The organism is Nocardia alni, from assembly GCF_019038435.1.
GTDB classification, from domain to species: domain Bacteria; phylum Actinomycetota; class Actinomycetes; order Mycobacteriales; family Mycobacteriaceae; genus Nocardia; species Nocardia alni.
Map to the genome: position 1 here is coordinate 88,909 of NZ_JAGPOX010000007.1, position 22,958 is coordinate 111,866.

At 67.2% G+C, this 22,958-nt stretch carries 20 protein-coding genes; 15 read left to right on the top strand and 5 right to left on the bottom strand.

Annotated elements, in window-relative coordinates; all coding sequences use genetic code 11:
* Positions 1 to 163: 163 nt before the first annotated feature.
* Positions 164 to 1,741 (top strand): AMP-binding protein, encoded by a 1,578-nt coding sequence (locus JZ791_RS04995; RefSeq protein ID WP_216892953.1) that lies wholly within the window; start codon positions 164 to 166, stop codon positions 1,739 to 1,741.
* Here JZ791_RS04995 and JZ791_RS05000 read toward each other — a convergent pair.
* The 3 genes from JZ791_RS05000 to JZ791_RS05010 form a co-directional block, all read right to left on the bottom strand.
* Positions 1,734 to 2,207, bottom strand: coding sequence for a DUF3237 family protein (locus JZ791_RS05000; protein ID WP_216892954.1), 474 nt, complete (start codon positions 2,205 to 2,207; stop codon positions 1,734 to 1,736). The two genes, JZ791_RS04995 and JZ791_RS05000, sit on opposite strands and share 8 nt — an antisense overlap.
* Positions 2,208 to 2,397: 190 nt before the next feature.
* On the bottom strand, positions 2,398 to 3,225 hold the full coding sequence (locus JZ791_RS05005; protein WP_216892955.1) for a mycofactocin-coupled SDR family oxidoreductase: 828 nt from the start codon (positions 3,223 to 3,225) through the stop codon (positions 2,398 to 2,400).
* A 107-nt stretch (positions 3,226 to 3,332) separates the two neighbouring features.
* Positions 3,333 to 4,019: a TetR/AcrR family transcriptional regulator gene (locus JZ791_RS05010; RefSeq protein WP_308162778.1), complete on the bottom strand. Its 687-nt coding sequence runs from the start codon at positions 4,017 to 4,019 to the stop codon at positions 3,333 to 3,335.
* A gap of 149 nt (positions 4,020 to 4,168) precedes the next feature.
* On the opposite strand from JZ791_RS05010, the gene JZ791_RS05015 reads away from it, so the two are divergent.
* The 9 genes from JZ791_RS05015 (at position 4,169) to JZ791_RS05055 (ending at position 15,102) form a co-directional block, all read left to right on the top strand.
* Complete coding sequence (locus JZ791_RS05015) at positions 4,169 to 5,995, top strand: multicopper oxidase family protein (RefSeq protein WP_216892957.1); 1,827 nt, start codon at positions 4,169 to 4,171, stop codon at positions 5,993 to 5,995.
* A gap of 148 nt (positions 5,996 to 6,143) precedes the next feature.
* The gene (locus JZ791_RS05020; RefSeq protein ID WP_254205248.1) at positions 6,144 to 6,890 is read left to right on the top strand and encodes an MlaE family ABC transporter permease; all 747 of its coding nucleotides are present in this window, start codon (positions 6,144 to 6,146) and stop codon (positions 6,888 to 6,890) included.
* Complete coding sequence (locus JZ791_RS05025; protein ID WP_216892959.1) at positions 6,887 to 7,702, top strand: ABC transporter permease; 816 nt, start codon at positions 6,887 to 6,889, stop codon at positions 7,700 to 7,702. The genes JZ791_RS05020 and JZ791_RS05025 overlap by 4 nt, the downstream gene beginning before the upstream one ends.
* 6 nt (positions 7,703 to 7,708) lie before the next feature.
* Positions 7,709 to 8,884: an MCE family protein gene (locus JZ791_RS05030; protein ID WP_216892960.1), complete on the top strand. Its 1,176-nt coding sequence runs from the start codon at positions 7,709 to 7,711 to the stop codon at positions 8,882 to 8,884.
* Positions 8,881 to 9,903, top strand: a complete 1,023-nt coding sequence (locus tag JZ791_RS05035; RefSeq protein WP_216892961.1) for an MCE family protein — start codon at positions 8,881 to 8,883, stop codon at positions 9,901 to 9,903. The genes JZ791_RS05030 and JZ791_RS05035 overlap by 4 nt, the downstream gene beginning before the upstream one ends.
* The gene (locus JZ791_RS05040) at positions 9,900 to 10,937 is read left to right on the top strand and encodes an MCE family protein (protein ID WP_254205230.1); all 1,038 of its coding nucleotides are present in this window, start codon (positions 9,900 to 9,902) and stop codon (positions 10,935 to 10,937) included. Before JZ791_RS05035 ends, JZ791_RS05040 begins: the two co-directional genes overlap by 4 nt.
* Positions 10,934 to 12,151 (top strand): MCE family protein, encoded by a 1,218-nt coding sequence (locus JZ791_RS05045; protein ID WP_216892963.1) that lies wholly within the window; start codon positions 10,934 to 10,936, stop codon positions 12,149 to 12,151. Before JZ791_RS05040 ends, JZ791_RS05045 begins: the two co-directional genes overlap by 4 nt.
* A 134-nt stretch (positions 12,152 to 12,285) precedes the next feature.
* Entirely contained in the window at positions 12,286 to 13,386 is a 1,101-nt protein-coding gene (locus JZ791_RS05050; protein WP_216892964.1) for an MCE family protein, read from the top strand.
* Between the two features lie 351 nt (positions 13,387 to 13,737).
* A complete protein-coding gene (locus tag JZ791_RS05055; RefSeq protein ID WP_216892965.1) occupies positions 13,738 to 15,102 on the top strand; it encodes an MCE family protein in 1,365 nt (454 codons plus the stop codon).
* Between the two features lie 284 nt (positions 15,103 to 15,386).
* On the opposite strand, the gene JZ791_RS05060 is transcribed toward JZ791_RS05055, so the two are convergent.
* The gene (locus tag JZ791_RS05060) at positions 15,387 to 16,052 is read right to left on the bottom strand and encodes a hypothetical protein (RefSeq protein WP_216892966.1); all 666 of its coding nucleotides are present in this window, start codon (positions 16,050 to 16,052) and stop codon (positions 15,387 to 15,389) included.
* Positions 16,049 to 16,639 (bottom strand): Rv1363c family protein, encoded by a 591-nt coding sequence (locus tag JZ791_RS05065; RefSeq protein ID WP_216892967.1) that lies wholly within the window; start codon positions 16,637 to 16,639, stop codon positions 16,049 to 16,051. The genes JZ791_RS05060 and JZ791_RS05065 overlap by 4 nt, the downstream gene beginning before the upstream one ends.
* A 115-nt stretch (positions 16,640 to 16,754) precedes the next feature.
* Here JZ791_RS05065 and JZ791_RS05070 point away from each other — a divergent pair, with 115 nt between their 5' ends.
* The 5 genes from JZ791_RS05070 to JZ791_RS05090 all read left to right on the top strand — a co-directional run.
* Complete coding sequence (locus tag JZ791_RS05070; protein WP_216892968.1) at positions 16,755 to 17,912, top strand: alpha/beta hydrolase family protein; 1,158 nt, start codon at positions 16,755 to 16,757, stop codon at positions 17,910 to 17,912.
* Positions 17,909 to 19,186, top strand: a complete 1,278-nt coding sequence (locus JZ791_RS05075; RefSeq protein ID WP_216892969.1) for an oxygenase MpaB family protein — start codon at positions 17,909 to 17,911, stop codon at positions 19,184 to 19,186. The genes JZ791_RS05070 and JZ791_RS05075 overlap by 4 nt, the downstream gene beginning before the upstream one ends.
* A 28-nt stretch (positions 19,187 to 19,214) precedes the next feature.
* Positions 19,215 to 20,273, top strand: a complete 1,059-nt coding sequence (locus JZ791_RS05080) for a lipocalin-like domain-containing protein (RefSeq protein ID WP_216892970.1) — start codon at positions 19,215 to 19,217, stop codon at positions 20,271 to 20,273.
* On the top strand, positions 20,270 to 21,574 hold the full coding sequence (gene hmgA, locus JZ791_RS05085; RefSeq protein ID WP_216892971.1) for a homogentisate 1,2-dioxygenase: 1,305 nt from the start codon (positions 20,270 to 20,272) through the stop codon (positions 21,572 to 21,574). The genes JZ791_RS05080 and hmgA overlap by 4 nt, the downstream gene beginning before the upstream one ends.
* Before the next feature lie 43 nt (positions 21,575 to 21,617).
* Positions 21,618 to 22,958, top strand: a 1,341-nt coding sequence (locus JZ791_RS05090; RefSeq protein WP_308162780.1) for an aldehyde dehydrogenase family protein, incomplete at its 3' end; no start/stop codon positions are given.

Consider the following 22,958-nt stretch of genomic DNA (forward strand, 5'->3'; position numbering starts at 1 on the left):
GCGACCCGGCTTGGCAGCGGGTGCATGGCAGCGTCGCTGCGTCTGGCGGAGCCGATTGCGGTGTGCGGGGCCAGTCGATCTGATCGGGGGTGATGTCCGGTCGGCGGGGCTTTCGTGGTAGCGAGGTAGCGATACAGTACCCGCCGCGCACAGGAGGAACATGATGACGGCCGAGCCGCGAGCGCTGACCCTGCACGGCCTACTCGCACGCGGCGCCGCGCGTTTTCCCGGCCGCCCGGCCGTGGTCGCGCCGGGGCGCCCGCCGATTTCCTTTGCCGAGCTCGAGGAGCAAAGTCGTTCCATCGCTGGATGGTTGGACGGATGCAGTGATGTCGGCGACCGTGTCGCGATCGTCGGGGACAATAGTCCCGCGTATGTCCAAGCGTATTACGGCGTGCCTCGTGGTCGTCGTGTGCTCGGGCTCGTGAATCAGCGGTTGAATCCGGACGAGCAGTTGACGGTGATCTCGAGGATCCGGCCGCGGGTGCTGCTGGGTGACGCGCGGTATGTCGAAGCGCTGGCCGGAGTACGTGATCGCATACCGTCGCTGGAGACCGTCGTCGTCTTCGAGTCGGCGCGGTGGCTCGATGTGACGAGCGGACATGGCGAGCCCGGTCAGGTTGCGCGAGAAGATGATCCGGCGTGGTTGTTGTTCACCAGCGGATCGACCGGCGTGCCGAAAGGTGTGGTGCATACCCATCGTTCGCTGAGCGTCGCCGTGTGGGGAACCGTCGAGGGTCGCCGCGTGACGGATTCCGGGGCCTATCTCTTCCCGTTTCCGATGTGCCATGTCGCTGGGTACAACGTTCTCGTACGTCATGCGGTCGGCTCGACGGTGGTGCCGACTTCTCGGTTCCGGGCCGACGAATTCGTGGATCTGGTTCAGCGCTACGGGGTTACCGCATGCTCGCTCGCGCCCACCATGCTGCACGCCCTGTTGGGACACCTGGAAGAAACCGGGCAGGAGATGCCCACCTTGCGGGAGATCGGCTACGGGTCGGCGGCGATATCCACCGACCTGATCAATCGCGCGAGCGCGCGGCTCGCGGTGGGGTTCCATCAGGGCTACGGAATGACCGAGACCGGGGGAAACGTCACTTTTCTCGGCCCGGACGACCACCGCGCCGGGGCGGCGGGCCGTCCCGAGATCCTGCGCACTGCCGGAATGCCCCACAGCGCGGTGGAAATCGGCGTCGCCGACTCCGAAGGCGCACTGCTCGACCCGGGCGCCACCGGGGAAATCGTGGTGCGAGGCGAACAGGTGATGACGGGATACTGGGAGGACGACGCCGCCACCACGCGCACGATCGCCGACGGCTGGTTGCGCACCGGCGATATCGGGTTCGTCGACGAGTCCGGCCGCCTGCACGTCGTCGACCGCTCCAAGGACATCATCATCACCGGGGGCGAGAACGTATCCTCGCGCGAGGTGGAGGATGCGATCTCGACTCATCCCGACGTCGACATGGTCGCGGTCGTCGGTGTGCCCGACGACTATTGGGGCGAGGCGATCTGCGCGGTAGTCGTACCCCGCGCAGGCAGCCACCCGAGCCCCGAGGCCATCACAGCCCATGCCCGGCAACAGATTTCGTCGTTCAAACGACCGAGGCATGTGCTGTTCGTCGAGGACCTGCCCATGACGAGCAACGGAAAGGTCGCCAAGGACCAGGTGCGGATCCTCGCGGCCGAGGTTGCGGATTCCTCCGGCGAGCGGCGTCGATCGGAGCGGCCGGTCAGGTGACGCGGTAGGCGACGTAGCGGACGCGGTTCGCCTCGCGCACGTACGAGGCGAGGAACAGTGATCGTTCGAACTCGGGGTGGGCGGACGATTCGATCGTGACCACGGCGCGGAAGTAATAGTCGGCGGGGTCGACCGGGTCGCCGCGTAGCAGCGCCTCGAGCACCTCCGGGGGACCACTGCGGACGCCGACGGCGTGCAGGTAGATCAGCGCGCCGTCGGCCGTTCGCGCGCTGTACCGGCCATCGATATCGATGGTGCCGTCGGGCCGGACGAGTTGCCAGTCCGCGCCGCCGGGGAGGATTCGGCCCTCGACAGCGCCGCGGATCGTTCCTCCGATGATCGGGATGACGCGGCGATGTCCGGCCCGGGTCGTGCCGTGGTCCTGGAGGACCCCGAGTTCGGCGTCGACCTCGAACGCGCGCTCGAGTGCGGGAACCGGCGGCATGGCCGGATTCGTCTCAGCCATACGACATCAGTCCGCGGGTTGGGTTCCAGCTCGACCGCGGCCGCGACCTGTTTGCGATCCGACAGAGACTTTCCCGCTGGACGTCGAACCGCATGGACGATGCGGTCGGCTGCGCGGGATCCGTGGGTGTGGACAAGGGCGACTGCTCCGATCTCGGAGTAAAAGGTCTCGACGGAGACGATCACGGGGCTCAGAGGCGGCCGCCCGCGTCGATGATGTGCTGGGTGCCGGTGACGTAGCGCCCGCTGTCGGCCACGAGGTAGAGGACCGCCTCGGTGATGTCCTCGGGCTCTGTCATCGTCATCGGTAGTGCGTTGACGGCGCTCGCGGCCTTCTCGAAGTCGGCTCGCGTGGGCGCCTCGAGATCCGGCCGGAACAGTCGGTAGGTGACGTCGTTGAGGACCATATCGGTGGCGACCGTCGTCGGGTGCACGGTGTTCACCCGGATGTTGTGGGGGGCCAGCTCTTTGGCCAGGACTCGCATCAGGCCGACGAGTCCGCTCTTGGCCGCGCTGTAGTGGGCGAGGTTGGCGTTGGCCATTTGCACGGCGAGGGAACTGATGATCACGACCGAGCCGCCGCGTCCGCCCGCGATGATATGGGGGACAGCGGCTTTGAGGGTGCGCCACTGGCCGGTGAGGTTGACATCGATCATGGTCGTCCACATCTCGTCGCTCATCTCGAGCGTGGGCGCCGTGGTCGAGATGCCGGCGTTGGCCACGACGATGTCGAGGCGGCCGAACTCGGCGAGCCCCGCGTCGACGGCCTGTTTCAGTGCGTCGTAGTCGCGGACGTCGGCCTCGGCGGCCAGGATGCGACGGCCCGTGGCCCGCACTCGGCGGACGGTCTCGTCGAGGTCATCGGTTGTCGCGGTGGGGTAGTCGACTGTCTTGACCTGAGCGCACACGTCGATGGCGATGATGTCCGCGCCTTCCGCGGCGAACCGGATCGCGTGGCTGCGACCCTGCCCTCGCGCCGCGCCGGTGATGAATGCGACCTTGCCGTCCAGTGCGCCCATGACGATGCCTTCCCCTGTGACGGCCGGGTATTCCCGTTGCGATGGGCCGGACGCCGTTGGTATGAAACTGATCTCGATCGTAGGCGATAGCGCTGTGCCGGATGCTGTTACGGGGATCGTGTGTGCTCGCTGGCCGATGGTGTGGTGAGCAGGTCGATGACCGCCTTGGCTTCCTCGGCGGTGGGGGTCGGGAGGCTGTCGCGACCGTGGATGAGGCCGATGCCGAGGTAGACCATGGCGCCGGCACGCAGGCGGGCCTGGGCCTCGTCGAAGCCGATTTCGAGCATGGTTTCGCGGACGATGTCGAATACCTTGCGCTCCAGGGCCTGTACGGCTCCCGCGACTTTGGGGTCGCTGCGGGCCCATTCGCGCACGGTGGCCTCGACGATCCAGGTGCTCTGGTCGACCAGCAGGGAGGTCATCTGCTCGAGACGTTGCTCGACGGGGATCGAATTGATCGTGCCGAGAGCGCGAACGGCGTCGCTCTGTACGGCGCTCCATCGGTCGGCCATGGCCTCCATGAGTTGCTCGATGTCATCGAAGTGCCAGTAGAAGCTGCCCTTCGTGACGCCGAGCTCGGCGCACAACCGGGGTATTCTGATCGCCGCCACGCCTTCGCGTGCGAGCAGTCCGAGGGCTCCGTCGACCCAGTCGTCATAGGACAATCGCGGAGATCGGCTCCGACCGCGTCGCTGCGCCTCGGCCTTCTTCGACCGGCGCGGGCGCGCATCGGATTCCGCTGTCCGGGGCGGATCGCCGGTGATCGGTTCCGCGGGATCGTCTGCAGTTGCCACGTCTTCGATGCTAGTCAGGGCCCGACGCGCCATCGCGGGCCGCGGTTGTCGTCTGTCGATTCCTCTTGTGCGGTGATCAGGACTGTGTACCATCCGTCATAGTACCGTGGACTATACCGAAAGGTACGATCAGTGCAAAAGGATGCGCAATGACGCCATCTGACCGGGGCGCCAGGACGTATGGGCCGATCGGCCGCCGGGGCTTCCTGCGCGGTGCGAGCGTCGGTGTGGCCGCGGCGGCGATGCACTGTGGAGTGAGCGATCACGCGGTCGCCGACCCGCCTGCCGGTGTGCCGAGCCCCCTGCTGTTCCACTCGCCCCCGATGCGGCCCTTCGTCGACCGCATGCCGCTGCTGCCGGTGGTGCGGGGCGATCACCTGAATCTGGTCGCCGCCTCGACGACGCACCGGTTCCATCGGGACCTGGGCAGGTCGTCGGCGCTCGGGTACGGCGGAATGGAGTATCTGGGCCCCACGATCGAGCATCGCGTCGACGAGCCGCTGCGCATCCACTTCACCAACCAGCTCGGAGCCCATCCCTTCGCGCGGGATATGGACACCACCCTGCACGGCGTCGGGGAGAGTTATCGGACCTCGCCGCCGTGCTCCCTGCATCTGCACGGCGGGGTCACCCCGCCGGACAGCGACGGCCATCCGGAGCGGCTGGTTTTCCCCGGACAGAGCCTCCTGCACCACTATCCGCTGCGCCAATACGCGGCTGGTCTCTGGTACCACGACCACGCGATGGGCATCACCCGTGCCAACGTGTATGCCGGACTGGCGGGGATGGTGCTGCTGCGCGACGAGTTCGATACCGGCGAGCCCGGCAATCCGCTCGGGTTGCCCGCCGGGCAGTTCGAGGTCCCGATGGTGTTGCAGGAGAAGGTGTTCACCGCAGACGGACAGCAGAGCATGCGCACGACCGATATCGTGCCGCAGGGATCCTGGGAGGGCGGCGGGGCCGGCGACGTCGGTCTCGTCAACGGCGCGGTGTGGCCCGAACTCGAAGTCGCCCAGGGGCTCTACCGGTTCCGCGTACTCAACGGGGCCTCGTTCAGTCTCTGGAATCTGTTCTTCGGCAATCGAATGCGCTTCTGGGTGATCGGCAACGACCACGGCCTGCTGGACCGGCCCGTCGCGGTCCGCGAACTGCTGCTCGAACCGGGCGAGCGGGTGGATCTGCTGGTCGACTTCTCCGGGCTCGCGGCGGGCGAGACCGTCGAGTTGCGCAACGACGAGCCGCCGGTGTTCCAGGCCGCGATCCTCGGCGAGGTCGCGATGCCGCTGTTCTGCCGGTTCCGCGTGGGGAGCCGTCGCGGATTCACCGGCCCTGTGCCGCAACAGCTTCGGGGAGCCCCGGGGCTGCCTGCGGCGATGCCCGCGCCGGCGACGCCCGCCGTCGTGCGGAACGTGACCGTCAGCCAGCCCTACGCCGCGCGGATGCCGCCGGCGATCATGCTGCTGAACAACATCACCTTCGACAACCCCGCGATCGAGATGCCGCGGCAGGGCACGGTCGAGCAGTGGAACATCATCAACATCACCCCGGACCCGCATCCGATTCATATCCATCTGGTCAACTTCCGGATCCTGGGACGAACTCCCTTGCGCACCAGCGACTATCAACTGGCCAATCCGCAACCACCGGTCGAGGTGAAGTGGACGCCGTCGGCCGAGAACTTCCTGGCGGGACCCGAACAGCCGCCAGGGGCATGGGAATCAGGCTGGAAGGATATCGTCCGGGTGGAGGGTGGCACCGTCACGCGGATCATCGTCCGCTTCCCGACCGCCGCGGAACTCGGCTTCGATCCCGACGCGACATTTCCACGGTCACCGATGCCGGTCAGCGAAAAGGGCGGCGCGGCAGCGCATTCGATGCTCGGCGGCAATGAGCTCCAGGGCTATGTATGGCACTGTCATCTGCTCGACCACGAAGACCACGAAATGATGCTGCGATATCGGACGGTGCGCGGATGATGCCAGTGCGCAACGAATTCCTGTCCACACGCCGCGAGCGCGGGGCGCGGGTGGTCCGGGCATGATCGAATCCCCGAAGCCGGTGCGGGCGCTGCCCGTTCGAGCCCAGGCCGGGCTGGTGAAGGTCGCGAGTGGCGCTGCGGCAGCGATGGGTGCGCTGGGCGAGTTCTATCTGCTGGCCCTGGACACCGCACGAGCCTTGGGACGCAAGCGATTCCCGTGGGCCGAGTTCATCGAGCAGTGCTGGTTCCTGGCGCGGGTGTCGCTGCTGCCGACGGTGATGATGTCGATCCCGTTCACCGTATTGGTCGTGTTCACGCTGAATTCGCTGCTCGGTGAGATCGGCGCGAGCGATCTGTCCGGTGCGGGAGCGGGTTTGGGAGCGGTTACCCAGATCGGGCCCCTGGTCACGGTTCTCGTCGTCGCGGGCGCGGGCGCCACGGCAATGGCCTCGGACATCGGCTCCCGGGTCATCCGGGAGGAGATCTCCGCGATCGAGGTGCTCGGCATCGATCCGGTACAGCGACTGGTGCTGCCGCGGGTGCTGGCCTCGACGGTGGTCGCGGTGCTGCTCAACGGCGCGGTGTGCGCGATCGGGCTGGTCGGCGGCTTCTTCTTCTCGGTCTACCTGCAGAATGTCTCGCCCGGCGCGTATACCTCCAGCGTGACCCTGCTGGTCGGTCTGGGCGATCTGGCACTGTCGGAGGTGAAGGCGGCCGTGTCGGGCGGAATCGCCGGACTGGTCGCCTGTTATCGCGGACTGTCGGTCACCGGGGGCCCGAAGAGCGTGGGCAATGCGGTCAACGAGACCGTCGTGTTCGCCGCGGTCGCGCTGTTCATCGCCAATCTGGTGCTCACTTCGATCGGCCTCGCCTTCGGGACCGGTGGCCGATGATCACCGTGGGCGATGCGGGGCGTGCGATCGACGCGGTCGGCGATCAGGTGCTGTTCTATCTGAGGTCGCTGCTGTCGGTGGGGAAGGCCGCGCGGTCCTATCGCGAGGAGACCTTGCGCCTGATTTCCGAGATCAGTTTGGGCACAGGGGTTCTGGCGATGGTCGGCGGCAGCGTCGTGATCATGGGGTTCCTGACGTTCTTCGCGGGTGCGACCGTGGCGGTCCAGGGCTATCACGCACTCGGCGGGATCGGCGTGGAGGCGTTCACCGGATTCCTGTCCGCCTATGTCAACGTGCGCGTGGTCGCGCCGGTGACCGCGGGGGTCGGTCTCGCGGCCACGATCGGCGCGGGGACAACGGCGGAACTGGGCGCGATGCGGATCAGCGAGGAGATCGACGCACTCGATGCCATGGCCATCTCCTCGGTGCCCTACCTGGTAGGTACCCGGTTGCTGGCGGGTTCGATCGTTGTCGTTCCGCTGTATTCGCTCAGCGTCGTCGCGGCGTTCCTGTCGAGCCGGATCACCACCGTGGTGGTCCTGGGCCAGTCGGCCGGAGTCTACGACCACTACTTCAGCACCTTTCTCAACCCTGCCGACGTGCTCTGGTCGTTCACGCAGGCGCTGGCGATGGCCATGGTGGTGATGCTCGTGCACACCTACTACGGATTCCATACCCGCGGCGGCCCTGCCGGTGTCGGCATCGCGACGGGGCGAGCGGTTCGGTTGTCGTTGATCTGCGTGGTCATGGTGACGCTGCTGATATCGCTCGCGCTGTACGGCAGCGCCCGGCAACTGCATCTGGCGGGTTGACCTGAGATGACGCGTGATTCGCTGGCCAAGAAGGCAGCCGCCCTGTTCCTGGTGGTCGTGCTGGCGGGCGTCGTCGCACTGACGTACGCCTCGTTTCGAGGGGCGTTCCGCCCCTCGGTGGATATCACCATCGACTCGGGGCGTGCCGGGCTGGCCTTGCGTACCGGTGCGCTGGTCAAACGCCATGGGGTCGAGGTCGGCCGGGTCACCGGCGTCGATCAGGGCCCGGGCGGGGCGGCCGTCGAGGTGCGCCTGAACCGGGACGCGGCAGCCGCGATCCCCGCCGACACGGGCGCCGATATCGCCGCGACCACGATGTTCGGCGAAAAGTACATCACGCTGACCGATCCCCGCGAGAAGGGCTCACCGCCGATCCGTTCGGGCGCCACGATCCGCGCCGGATCGGTCACCGTCGAGATCGACTCGGTCTTCGAATCCCTGACCGCGATCCTGCGCGCCGTCGCGCCGGAGAAGCTGAACGTGACGCTCTCGGCGCTCGCCGCAGCGCTGCGTGGCCAGGGCGGGAATCTGGGACAGGCCATCGACGACGCGAATACCCTTCTCGCGCAGATCGATCCGCGGCTTCCGCAGATCCGGCGCGATCTGCGGTCGACCGCGGATACCGCCACGATCTACGCGGGCGCCGCCGACGATCTGTCGGCCACCCTCACCAATGCCTCGACCATCGCCGACACGCTGGTGCACACCGACGAAACCCTCGACAAGGCCCTGCTGTCGATCATCGGCATGTCCGGCGACGCCAACGGAGTTCTCACCGCGAACAGCGAGCCGCTGATCTCCGCCATCGGACTGCTGCATCCGACGACCACCCTGCTGGGCGCCTACTCGCCCGAGATCACCTGCTTCATCGAGGGCGCCGACGAGGCCCGCAAACTCGCCGAGCCCGTCGCCGGCGGTAACGGCGTCAGCATGCTGCTGCGATCGACCTTCCTGCTCGGCGTCAGCCCGTACACGTATCCGGGCAACCTCCCCGTCGTGCGCGCGAGCGGCGGACCGCGATGCGGCGCGCTGCCGAAGGTGACGATGGACGAGATCCCGACGCCGTACGTCGTCGCCGACACCGGCGCGAATCCGTTCCGGGACAACACCGGCGGGCCGCGGCTGGTGCCGGGATCGCTGCTCAACCTGCTGTACGCCACGAGCCAGGGACGGCCGCGATGAGCCATACCGCCACCACCATCAAGACCGGTCTGTTCGCCGCCGCGATGCTGCTGATCATCGCCGCGCTGGTCGTGGTCTTCGGCCAGTTCCGCTTCGACGCGCACAACCGGTACTACGCGGTGTTCACCGATGTGTCCGGGCTGAAGAAGGGGGATTTCATCCGGGTCGCCGGGGTCGAGGTCGGGCGGGTGACCGATGTGGGAGTCGAGGCCGGGTATCGCGGGCACATCACGCTGGACGTCGACAAGGACTATCAGATCACCAGCGCGACAAGGGCATTGGTGCGTTACCAGAACCTGGTCGGCGATCGTTACCTGGAATTGCAGCAGGGGCCCGGCGATCTCATGCCGGAACCGTCGGGATACACGATCGCACTGGATCATACGTCGCCGGCGTTGGATCTGGATCTGCTGATCGGCAGTTTCCAGCCGCTGTTTCGCGGCCTGGATCCCGTGCAGATCAACAATCTGTCCGGCGAACTGATCGCGGTGCTGCAAGGGCAGGGCGGAACGGTGCAATCGCTTCTCATCCATGCCGCCTCGCTCACGAGCACTCTGGCCGACCGTGATCAGCTGATCGGCCGCGTCGTCGCCAATCTCGACGCCGTTATCGGCAGCGTCGACCAGCACGACGAGCAGTTGTCCTCGGCGCTGGACAAGGCCCAGCAGATCGCCACCGGGCTCGCCCAGGACAGCGACGACTGGGGGCGCGCCCTGGACCACATCGACGCTTCGACCGCGGCATTGGCGAGTCTGCTCACCCAGGACCGGCCCGCGCTCACCGGGACAATCGGCCAACTCGACCGGACCGCAACACAACTCGACGCCGGATCCGGGACGCTGGACAGCGTTCTTGGCCGGCTTCCCGACACCTACGCCGCGTTGACCCGCCTCGGCGCGTATGGGAACTTCTTCAACTACTACCTGTGCGGTTTGCGGATCGAACTCGACGGGCCCGGCGGCAAGGCGTTCACCACTCCATTGATCGGGCAGACCACAGGGCGGTGCGCTCCGAAATGACGCGAAACAACGAGGCCCGCAATACGTTCCGGGCCGGACTGCTGGGTACCGCGGTGATCGCGCTGGTGGTACTGGCCACGCTGAACATCAATGCGCTGCCCTTCCTGAACAGTGACGACACTTACCGGGCCCTGTTCACCGACAGCGGCGGGCTCCAGCACGGCGACGTCGTGGAGGTGGCCGGCGTCGATTGCGGCAGCGTGCGCCACATCGGCATCGAGGGTACGGCGGTCGCGGTCGATTTCAGCCTCGGCTGTGGTCTGTCGCTGGGCAGCGACACCACCGCTCGGATCGCGACCGCGACCGTACTGGGCGAGCGGCATCTGCGCCTGCGACCGGCCGGGCCGGGCAGACTGCGGCCCGGCAGCACCATCGGACTGGAACGCACCACCTCTCCGTACAACCTCACCGATGCGCTGACCGACCTGAACGACACCGCCGGAAATATCGACACGGCGCAGTTGAGCCGATCCATGCGCGTACTGGCCGACACCCTGCAGCACACCCCCGACGATCTGCGCGCCGCCGTCGACGGTGTCGGACGGTTGTCCGCGACGATCGCGGACCGCGACCAGCAGCTGCGTGACCTGCTCGAACACGCCGGAAGGGTGACCGCGGTGCTGTCGCAACGCAGTGGACAGCTCAACACGCTGATCATCGACGCCGATACGGTCCTGGGCGAGTTGGAGAACCGCCGGGCCGCGGTGGCGACGCTGTTCGGCAACGTCAGTGACCTTGCGGCACAGCTGAATGCGCTGGTGCGTGACAATCAGGCACAGCTGGGTCCGACCCTGGACCGGGTGAATTCCGTCCTGGGCATCCTGCGCAAGAACAACGACAACATCAGCACGGCCATCGCCCGGCTCGGCCCGTACATGACCGAGCTGGGGGAGGCCGTGGCCAGCGGCCCGTTCTTCAATTCCTATATCCAGAACCTGATCCCGGGGCAGATCATCGCGCCGTATGTCGACGCGGCCCTGGGGCCGCCCGCCTCGGCTCCGGCCGTGCCAGGAATTCCCCAGGGGGGACGATGAATTCAGGTTTCCGCCGCTCGCCGCTCGTGTGGTTGTCGGTCGTCGCGGCCGTGGTCGTGCTGGCGGTCGTGTCCTATATCGTGGCGCCCCGGCTGTCCAGGGCCGAGTTCACCGCCGAATTCAGTTCTGTGACCGGGCTTTACGTCGGTGACCAGGTGAAGGTCATGGGTGTCACGGTCGGCGGGATCGACGCGATCGAACCCGCCGGTGATCGGGTCCGGGTACGCTTCCATGTCGACACCGATCAGCCGATTCCGGCGGCCGCCAGGGCCGTCATCATGTCGCCGAATCTGGTGTCCTCCCGGTTCATTCAGCTCGCTCCCACGTACGCGGGCGGTCCCCGGTTGGCCGACGGCGCCACGATTCCGCTGGGGCGCACGGCGGTTCCCGTCGAGTGGGATCAGATCGAGGCCCAGTTGCAGCGGCTGGCCACCGCGCTCGGGCCGACCGATGCCGACCCCCGCGGTCCGCTCGGGCAGGTCGTCGACACCGCCGCGGCCAACCTGCGGGGCGAGGGGCCGAACCTCCATCAGACATTGACCTCCCTGTCCGCGGCGATGAAAACCCTGTCGGAGGGACGTGGCGACCTGGTCTCCATCGTCGCCAATCTGCAGATCTTCGTGACCGCCCTGTCGCAGAGCGGGCAGCAGATCGTCGCGATCAACGACCGCCTCGCCACGGTCTCCACCCTGCTCGCCGACAACCGCGGCGATCTCGGCACGGCCCTGAGCGGGCTCGACGGGGCTCTCGGTGAGGTCACCCGTTTCGTCGCGGACAACCGGGACCGGCTCGGTGGCGCGGTGGACAACCTGTCCTCGGTGGCGGCGACCCTCGCCCAGCAGCGCGACGGCCTGGCCCAGGTGCTGCACGTCGCACCGAATGCCCTGGCCAATCTGGACAATATCTACCAGCCGGCGCACGACACCGTCGTCTCCGCGCTGGCGCTGAGCAACTTCGCCAATCCGGTGAACTTCGTGTGCTCCGCGCTCGCGGCGGCCGAGCAGACCGACGCGCAGCACGGCGCGGAGCTGTGTGCGCAATACCTTGGGCCACTGCTGAATCTGCTGCGGACCGACTATCCGCCGCTGATGGCCGATCCATCGCGCGGTGTTGGCGCGTTGCCGGGCCAACTCGTTTACAGCGCACCGGGTCTCGCGCCGCGGTCGACTCCTTCGACACTGTCCCAGCTGCTGGTACCCGGAGGGCACCGATGACCCCGCGACTGCGAATCAGCGCTCGAGTCAACTCGTTCACAGCGCACCGGGGGCTCCTTCGAGGCTGTCCCGGCGGGCGGTCCCCGGCGCCCTCGCGACTGCGTAATCGCGCCGCGCTGCTGCTTGTTCTCGGCATGGTGTTGACCGCAGGCGGCTGCGGCTGGCGTGGGCTGAACTCGCTACCGCTGCCCGGTACCGCCGGGCACGGGCCCGGTTCGTATTCGGTGCGTATCGAGATGCCCGATGTGTCGACGATTCAGCGCAATTCGCCGGTGCTGGTCTCCGACGTCACCGTCGGATCCGTCACCGGCATCGCTCTGCAGGGCCAGCACGCGCTGGTCACCGTTCGTCTCGGACGCGGGGTGCGATTGCCGGAGAACGCCACGGCGAAGGTCGGCCAGACCAGCCTGCTCGGCAGCACCCACATCGAACTCGGCGCGCCGACAACGGAACCCGCTCGCGGAACCCTGCACGACGGCTCCCTGATCCCGCTGGCGCACGCGGGCAGCTTCCCGACCACCGAACAGACGCTGGCGTCGATGTCCCTGGTGCTCAGCGGCGGCGGCCTGGCGCAGATCCGCGACATCAGCAGCGAACTGAATACCGCCCTGTCCGGCCGCGAGGATGCGGTGCGCGATCTGCTCGCGAAACTCGACACCCTGGTGCGCGGCCTCGACGACCAGAAGCAGGACATCGTCGACGCCATCGCCGGCCTCGACGCGCTGAGCGCGCGACTGGCCGACCACCACGACGAGATCGCCACCGCCATAACACATCTCGAACCGGCCCTCACAGTGATCGAGAACCGGCGCGCCGACCTCACCCACGCCCTGACCGGCCTCGGCGATCTCGGCCGCACCGCGACCGCCCTGATCGCCGACACCCGCGGCGACATCACTGCGGAACTACACGACCTACAGCCGGTCCTGGCGGCCCTGGCCGATTCCGGAACCTCCCTCACCGACTCCACCCGATACCTGCTCACCTACCCGTTCCCCATCGGCACCTACGCGAACGCCGTACGCGGCGACTACGCCAACGGCGAGGTCACCCTGGACCTGCGACTGAACACCCTCGACAACGCGCTCCTGCTCGGCACGCCCCTCCAGGGAATGCTCACCGGGCTGGAGGGCATCATCGGCCACACCGCCCCCGGCCCGATCCAGACCGCCCCCGTTCCCCTACCGCAACTGCTGACACCCGGACTGTCCCCGAGCGCCGGAGGTCCACGATGAGGCATGGCCAGTTGAACGCGCCCCGGCCCGATCCGGACCCCGCCCATTCCATTGCCGCAGTTGTTGACACCGGCACCGGCGTCGAGCCGGGGGTCCGCGATGAGGTGAGGATACCGGCGACCCCGGCCCCCGCCGCGCAAGCCCTGGGTGTTCGTTGTCATCGCGGTGGTGTCGATGGCGATTGCCGCGACCGTATGCGCGCAGTTGCGGACACCGGCGCCCGCCCCGAGCCCGGGGGGCCACGATGAGGCGCCGACACCAGCCGAACTCGCCCCGGGGCGATGCGAACGGCACCCACTCCATCGCCGCAGCTGTCGGCCTTGGCATCCGCGTCGAGCTCGAGGGTCTGCGATGAGGTGGGGACATCGGCGGCCTCGGCCTCTGCCGCGCAAGCTTTGGGTGTTCGCCGTTATCGCGGTGGTGTCGATGGTGGTCGCCGCGACCGAGTATGCGCAACTGCCGCAGCGTGCGGGGATCGGGCGCTACACGGTCAGCGTGCGGTTGCACGACGGCGGTGGGTTGTATTCGAATGCCGACGTCAGCTACCGGGGTGTCACCATCGGGAAGGTGACGGCCCTGGTCACTACCGAAAGCGGTGCCCGCGCGACACTTTCGTTGAAGTCGTCGGCAAAGGTACCTGCCGACCTGGATGCGGCCGTGCGCAGTATGTCGGCGGTCGGAGAGCAGTACATCGATCTGGTTCCGCGGCGCGCCGGAGGGCCCTACCTGTCCGACGGCGCGGTGATATCCGCCGACCGGACCTCGACCCCGGCCGATATCGGCCGGATCCTCGATCGGATCGAGGCATCGTTGCAGTCGATCGGTCCCGGCAACCTACGTACCGCGCTCGACGAATCCTTCACCGCGGTCAACGGTCTCGGCCCGCAGTTGCGTGAGCTCGTCGAAGCGCTGCATCAGTTGGCGCACGCCGCGGCGCAAGTCGGCGGTCCGGCCTCGACCCTGATCGATCAGCTCGGGCCCTTGCTGGACACCCAGACCGTCACCGGGGACGCGATCCGGCAGTGGGCTTCGTCGCTGGCGTCGCTGACCGGACAGCTCCGCAGCAGCGACAGCGATCTGCGCGGCGTTATCGGCCAGGCCGGGCCCGCCGCCGATCAGGTGACCGCACTGTTCGACCGGGTGCGTCCCACCCTGCCGTTGCTGCTGACGAACCTCGTCACCGTCGAACAGGTTGCCGCCGTGTACAACCCATCGCTCGAACAGATTCTGGTGCTCTATCCGCCCCTGATCGCCGCCACACAATCGGCCGGCCTGCCCAACGTCGACGATCCCGGCCAGAACACCTTCTTCGCCAACGAGCTCAACGACCCGCCCCCGTGCATCCAGGGATTCCTGCCCCCCGACCAGCGACGCTCACCGACCGCCACCGACGTGCCGGCGACCCCGCCGAATCTGTATTGCAAAGTGGCGTCCAATGATCCGAGAGCGGTCCGGGGCGCACGAAACCTCCCGTGCATGGAATACCCCGGCCGCCGCGCGGCCACCGTGCAACTGTGCCGCGACCCGTCCGGCAACTCTCAGGAACCGGACCAGCCAGCGACACCGCCGAATCCACCGGTAGGCACCGCCTCTTATACGCCGACCGACGGCAGCTACGTCGGCGGCGACGGCAAGTTGTACGCCGACGCCGGGCTGCGCCGCGGCGCTCAGGGACGACCACTACCGCTCGCCACACTGCTCGCCCCACCGCCGTGAACCCTGTGGCAGGTCGAGCCCGGCCATCGCGGGCAAGTCCGCAGTGACCACCATCGACACACGCCTGGACCGACTCGATTGTCGAATCCTTTGCATGCCAGGCTGACTCACCGATAGTGCCGAGTTCCGGTCGACCGGGTGGCCGGCGGCGATCGAAGACGATGTTGCGGCACAACAGCGGCTCCGGTCGCTGCCGTCCTGCGTGACGCTGGGTTGGGCTCGGGGGCGTGCGCGGTTCCGGCTGGGGTTGCCGTGTGCGGGGGCGATTCGGGGTGGTAGCGAGGTCAGACCGTATCGAGCTTGGTGACCAGCCAGTGGCCGTCGATCTTGTGTAATTCCAGGCGCAGACTGCTGGATATGGTCGTTGGCTGTTTCAGGTCGTCGGCGGTTGTCACCTGGTTGACGAATACCAGGGCGACCGCGGCGTTCGAGTTCGCGGAGACTACTGATGTCGCGGTGACGGTTGCCGTGGAACTCATGTGTCGCTGGGTGGCGGCGGGTAGCACCACGTCGGTTCCGAGTTTGTCGAAATAGGTTGCGAAGTCGCCGCTGAGGTGGGAGCGGGCTCGCGCGAGATCCGCTGTGACGGTTGCGGGTTTGTAGGACAGGATCGCAGTGGCGGCGTCGGCTGCTGCTGGTCCGGCCTCGCGGTTGGCTGTGGCGAGTGCGGCGTCGTCGCGATATTGGACGATCGACCACAGCATCGTGATCGCGAGTGCCACCGTGATCACGGCGATCAGCGTGATCGGCCATCGGCGCCCGATCGTCCGCCACCGGCCGGGTGTGGCCGTCGGCTTCACCGGATCGCCGGGTTCGGATCCTCTTGGAGTGGTTGAGTTCGCCGAATTGTCCGGTGCGGATTCGGCTGCAGCGGTGGGTGGTTCGGATGCATCCGCGGCCGGGACGGTGGCGAGCTGCCCGACTTCCTCGGCAGCGACGTGGCCGCTCACGGTACGAAGTCCACGTTCGAGACCAGGATGTGTCCCTGGGTGCGCTCCAGCGCCACACGCAACCGCCATACCCGCGGTTCGTCCTGCGCGCCTGCGGCATTGGTGACCTTGGATGTCGCCGCGACGAGCACCTTGGCATGATCTCCCGACATCGATTCGATACCGGCGGCGGTGACGGTTCCCGTGGTCGAGACGTGCGCCTGCTGGACCACCGAGGTGAAGGCCGCTGCGCGGGAATCGAAGTCGTCGTGGAATGTCCCCGTCGACGCCGCGAGGATCCGTGCGACATCGGCGTCGGAGCTGCCGGCCGAGATCGTGGTCAGATCGATCACCGCCTGCCGTGCCGCCTGGAGGAACGCCGAGCGATCCGATTGTTCCCGGGCCACGGTGTGGTGATGGACCGTCAGGGTCGCCGTCGCCGCGGCGAGCGCCACGATCAGCGTCGCGGCGGCAGCCGAACCCAGTACTCGCCGGCTGAACAACTGCCGCAGTACGGTCGGAGCCTGATCGGTGGACGCGGGGTCGTCCGTGCCGACCGGATGTGCCGTGAGCTCCGGTTCGTCGGCGTCGTTCTCGTTGTCCGCCATGCGTGAAACCATCCAATGCATACTCTGGTGTACCGTCGCTAAGTACTATAAAGTACGGTCTGCGATCGCGACGTGGATCTCATCATCGGTGGGAAAACAGATCAGGAGGCCGGCCTTGGCCGACACTGTCGAAGAGCGCTTCCAGCGCATTCCTTATCGCCCGGCACAGGACGGAAAGGTGGAGATCCACTCCGGGCTCAGCCGCCACTATCCGACCCTGCACGGCAATCTGGTTACGCCGCCGCGGTTCTCCCGCGATCTCGTGGTGCTGATGGCGCATCCGGCGTCGAACTTCTTGTCCCACTTCCTACTCGACGCGTTCGCCGCCGCCGGAGTCCCGGTCATGGGGATGAACACCAGGTACTCGTCCAACGAGCCCGCACTGCTGATGGAACGGGCGGCCGAGGACCTCGGAACGGGCGTGCGCTGGCTGAAGGACGAACTCGGCTTTGCTCGCGTGGTGTTGCTCGGCTTCAGCGGCGGCGGCCCCCTGGTGTCCTTCTATCAAGGGCAGGCCGAGAATCCGACGATCACGCAGACCCCGACAGGGGAGGCCGTTGCGCTGCGCGGTTCGGTTCCGGCCGATGGCGTGATGCTGGTCGGGGCCCATGCCGGGCGGGCGCGGGTATTGCTGAACTGGATCGATCCGGCCGTGGTCGAGGAGACCGATCCGTACCTCAGCGACCCGGCGCTGGATCTGTACGATCCGGCGCGAATGGTGCCGCTGGATCCGGCGTGGGTCGAGGAATACCGCCAGGCACAGCATCGCCGCATCGCGCGCATCGATGACTGGGCCACCGAGCAACTGCGGCGGTCCAAGGACCTGCCGGGAGCCGACCCGGGGCGGGTCGTGCACCGCACGGTCGCCGATCCGCGATTCGTCGATCCGACCCTCGATCCGAGTGACCGCAAGTCCGGAAGCATGTACGGCGATCCTTCGATCGCCAATCAAGGGGCCGGTGGTCTGGCCCGGTTCGTGACCGCGCGCAGCTGGCTGAGCACGTGGAGCGTGAATCATTCACGGGCCGACGCGCTTACCGATCTCACCTCGGTCAAGGCGCCGACGGTGGTGATGTGCCTGCGAGCCGATCAGGCCGCGTTCGTCAGCGACTCGCACGGGATGTACGCCGCCAGCGCCGATCCGGGCGTGAAGCTGATCGAAATGCCTCACCTCAACCACTATCTGGTCGATCAGCCGCAGGGTGTTCCGCAGATCGTGGAGCGGCTGAAGTCCTGGCTGCACGAACGTGTTCTCGGGGAAGGATCGCTATGACGGCCGAGGTTCAGCCGATCAGCGCCGATGACTCGGTGCGATGCCCGAGCGCCTTCCGCTACTGGGCGGCGCGGGAGACCCCGCTGTTCCAGCGACTGGAGCGAATCGTGAAGGCGCTCACAGGCAGTCGCCTCTTCCCGACCGACGCCCAGGCGAGCGCGCTGTGCGAGGATCTGTTCACCGGCGATCCGGTCGCCGAACGATTCGTCGCCGAGGTCATGCACGGCGAGACCGGACAGCAGCGCGCCCGTGCGATGCTCGACACCGCGCTGGCCACGGGAATCGGTTCGGTGCCGGACGCTCCCGAGGCGATGCGCGCGCTGTTCGAGGAGTTCGAGACGGTGCCCGACTGGGTGGACCCGGAACAGGTCGAGCGCGGAGCGGCCATCTGGCGTCGCTGGGGCACAATGCTTTTCAGCTTCGCCGGTGCCGAGACGCTCGAGATGTACACCGAGGCGGCGGTCGCGACACCGCTGTCGCTGGCGGGCGGGTACGCCGGTGACAGCGCGTTGCGCAGGTTCCTCGAGACCTGCCGGTTCTGGATGGACGTCTCCGAGCCCGGCGCCCTGCTCACGATGGGGTCGGCGGGCCGGGCCACGGCGTTGAAGGTGCGTGTCATGCACGTATCGATACGTGCCCGGGTCGCCGAACACCCGGAATGGGATATCGACAAGTGGGGTCTGCCGATCAGTCAGACCTATCAGATGCTGACCCTGCTCGGCGGCAGCGTCACCCCCGGCCTGGGCCTGTGGGCGTTGGGATATCAGACCACGCCATCGGAAATCCGTGCGCTGCTGCACTTTCAGAAATATATGGGCTATCTGCTCGGCGTCCGGCTGCGCTGGTATCCCGAGACCGTCGCCGACTCGCTGCGGGTGCTGGCGATGACCATCGCCTCGCGCTCCTACGATGCCGGGCAGCACGGCGCGGAACTCATCGAGTCCTATCCGTCCGCGTTCGCCCCTCGCGACGGCCACCGCGGCCTGACCCGCCTGCGCGAGCAATACAACTTCCGGATCAACTCGGTGTATTCGGCGATGTACATGGCGCCTGGAACCCGCCGCAAATACCGTATGCCGCCCGCGTTTCCGTGGATCGCCATCCCGATCGCACGATTCCCCGTCATCACCGCCATGGAATTGGCACGCCGATGCTGCCCGCCGTTCGCGCGGCGGCACGAGAAGTTCATGCTGTGGCATCGCGAGAACTGGTATCGAGCCCAGATGCGCGGCCGCGAGGCGCAATTCGACGCCAGCGGGGCGCTACGGCGATGAATCGGCCACTCTCCCAACGAAAGTAGTCATGACCAGCATTGTCGAAGCATGGAACGGCCCGGGGCGCGGGGATGCCACGCCGACCACTGTCGAGCCGCGCCACAACGCATTACATCCCGCCACGAGCAAACTGGCCTTCGAGCACTGGTATTTCGATGCCACCCTCGATAGCGGGCACGTGGTGGTCGGATTCCTGACCAAGCGCCGCCCGGAGGACCTGCCCAACGCCAAACCGTGGGTCGAGCTGATCGTCTACGCGCCGGACGGGACCCGGCGTCAGGTGTCGAAGAGATATCCGCGCGCCGCGGCCACCTTCGGCCTCGAATCCTTCGACGTGCGGATCGGAGACAACCACGCGCACACCGAATTCCGCGAGGGCGCGCTACCGGTCCATCACGTCCGGCTGGCCGAGGACGGCCTGGTGTTCGATCTGCGATTCCACAACGAGATGCCCAGCTGGATGCCCGGGCAGGGGGAGACCCGGTTCGACGCGCGGAACAGTTTCGGCTGGGTGGTCGGCGCACCTCGCGCCCGCGTCACCGGCACCGTCGAGATCGATGGCGTCGTGCTCCCGGGCACCGGGCGCGGATACGCCGACCACAACTGGGGCGTCGGCGATATGAAGAAGATCATCGACCGCTGGCATTGGGGGCGGCTGTACGACGGGGAGTATTCGCTGCTGTTCGCCGACGTCCTGACCCAGCCGGGGCGTGGTGCGCACGAGATCGCGCCGCTGCTGCTGGCGCGCGGTGAGGAGGTCGTGCTGTCGACCGGTGAGACCGTGCTGACCGAAGGTCCCCGGCGGTATCACCCGGTCGCCGGTCGCGAATACCCGGAATGGATCGAACTGCGCGTGCCCGACCAGCTGGATCTGCGTCTGACCGTCGATTCGGTCATCCACGCGCACGACCTGCTCGACGATGTGCCGATCGCGCGGTCGCGCCTGATCAAACCGCTGGTGCATCTGGCGATCGGTCATCCCGCCTATTTCCGGTTCCAATCCACCTTCGAGCTGACGGTGCACGATGGCGGGCGAACCGACACACGTACCGGCACAACTCTGCACGAACTGGTGGCCTTGAAATGAGCGCGCCGGACCTTGATCTGCGGTATCTCAACGGTTTCGGCAATCAGCATCAGAGCGAGGCCGTGGCGGGCGCACTGCCGCAGGGGCAGAACTCTCCGCAGCGCGCGCCCTACGGGCTCTACGCCGAACAGCTGTCGGGGACCGCGTTCACCGAGCCTCGGGCGGTGAATCGGCGAAGCTGGGTCTACCGCATCAGGCCCTCGGCCGCGCATCCGCCGTTCCGGCGCGTCGACGGCGGCACTTTCAGCAGCGCCCCGATACCCGGTGTCGCCGATCCGAACCGCTTACGGTGGGATCCTATGCCGCAGAACGGGTCCGGCCTGGATTTTCTCGACAGCGTATACACGGTCGCCGCCAACGGTGATGTGCTGCGACGCCAGGGCATCGCGATCCACCTGTACCGGGCCACGGAATCGATGCGGTCGCGGTACTTCTGCGACGCGGACGGCGAACTGCTGATCGTTCCGCAGGACGGGAATATCCTGGTACACACCGAATTCGGCAAGCTACTCGTCGAACCGGGGCAGTTCGCCGTGATCGGCCGGGCGATTCGCTTCCGGGTCGACATCCTCGGCGCGGTGGCGGCCGGTTATATCTGCGAAAACTACGGCAGCCCGTTCGCTTTGCCGGAATTGGGTCCGCTCGGGGCCAATGGCTTGGCGCACGCCCGGCATTTCCGGTACCCCGTCGCGGCCTACGAGAACATCGACGAAACGGTCGAGGTGGTGCAGAAATTCGGCGGCAATCTGTGGACCGCCGAATACGACCACTCGCCGCTGGACGTCGTGGCCTGGCACGGATCGCATGCGCCGTACCTGTACGACCTCGAGGATTTCAACGCGTTCGGCACCGTCGGCTTCGATCATCCCGATCCGTCGATCTTCACGGTGCTGACCTCGGCATCGGACACACCGGGCCAGGCCAACGTCGATTTCGCCGCCTTTCCACCGCGCTGGACCGTCCCCGAGCACACCTTCCGGCCCCCGCATTTCCACCGCAACGTGATGACCGAATTCATGGGCCTCGTGCGCGGCGTGCACGACTCCAAGGCCGAGGGATTCGTGCCCGGCGGGGCGAGCCTGCACAACATGTGGGCCGCGCACGGGCCCGACCGCGAGACCTTCGAGTTGGCCGGCGCGGCCGAGCTGGTGCCCGTGAAACTCGAAGGCTCGCTGCCGTTCATGTTCGAGACCCGCTGGCCGCTGGTGGTCACCGAACAGGCATACAACGCGCCGCACCGGCAGCGGGACTACGACGACTCCTGGGCCGGGCTGGGCGGACAATTCCAGCCGCCGAATTGAAACCTTCACCACCGCAACATTTCTGAGATATCCGGAGATCGATGTGACCGCGACTCGTCCGCACTACGACCTGCCCGAACCGACGCTGCGGATCGGCGGTCACCACGCCGACGCCCGCGACGGGCGTACCTACGACTCGTACAACCCCGCCACCGAGGAACTGGTCACCTCGGTGGCGGCAGCACAGCCCGCCGATGTGGACGACGCCGTTGCCGCGGCCCGCCGACAGTTCGAGGAGGGGGAGTGGTCGCGGATCAGCGGCGCCGAGCGAGGCAAAATCCTCTCCCGCGCAGCGGATCTGATCGAACAGGACGCGCAGAATCTGGCGGCCCTCGAGGCGATCGAGATGGGTAAGCTGTTCCACGACTCGGTCGTCGGCGACATCCCGGCTGCCGCACAGGCTTTCCGCCACTTCGCCGGCTGGGCCGACAAGGTCACCGGAAGTACCGCTCTACTACCGGATTTCGGCCCGCAGCGCCGTTTCGGCTACACCCTGCGCCAGCCCCTCGGTGTGCTCGGCGCGATCACCCCGTGGAACAACCCGGTGCTCATCGCCGCCTGGAAGCTCGCCCCGGCCCTGGCCGCCGGGTGCACCGCCGTGGTGAAACCCGCCGAGGACGCGTCGCTGTCGACCCTGCGGCTGGCCGAATTGCTCACCGCCGCGGGGATTCCGGACGGTGTCGTCAATATCGTCCCCGGCCTCGGCGAGGTCGCAGGGGCGGCGCTGGCCACCCATCCGGGGATCGACAAGATCTCCTTCACCGGCAGCCCGCGCGTCGGCAGACAGATACAGAGCCTGGCGGGGGACACCTTCCGCAAGGTGACCCTCGAACTCGGCGGCAAAGCGCCACAACTGATCTTCGCCGACGCCGACCTCGAACAGTCGATGTCCTGGATAGCGATGGGCAGCTTCTACCACCAGGGCCAGGTCTGCGCCGCCGGAACCCGTGTCCTGGCACACGAATCCATCGTCGAGGACGTCATCCAGGGCCTCGTGGACGCCGCCGCCCGAGCCCGTATCGGTGACCCGTTCGACCCCGACAGCACCATGGGCACGATCGTCAACGCGAAACAACTGGACCAGATCCTGCGCTACATCGACATCGGCCACACCGAAGGCGCCGACCTGCTCACCGGCGGCCACCGCCTGGACCGCGCAGGCTATTTCGTCGAGCCCACGGTCTTCCGCGGCACCAACGACCTGACCATAGCCCGCGAGGAAATCTTCGGCCCCGTGGCCACGGTAATCAGCTTCACCACCACAGAGGAAGCCGTCCGCCTGGCCAACACCACCAAATACGGCCTCAACGCCATGATCCACACCCGAGACCTCTCCCGAGCCCTCACAGTCACCGAACAACTCCGAGTAGGCACAGTCTGGGTC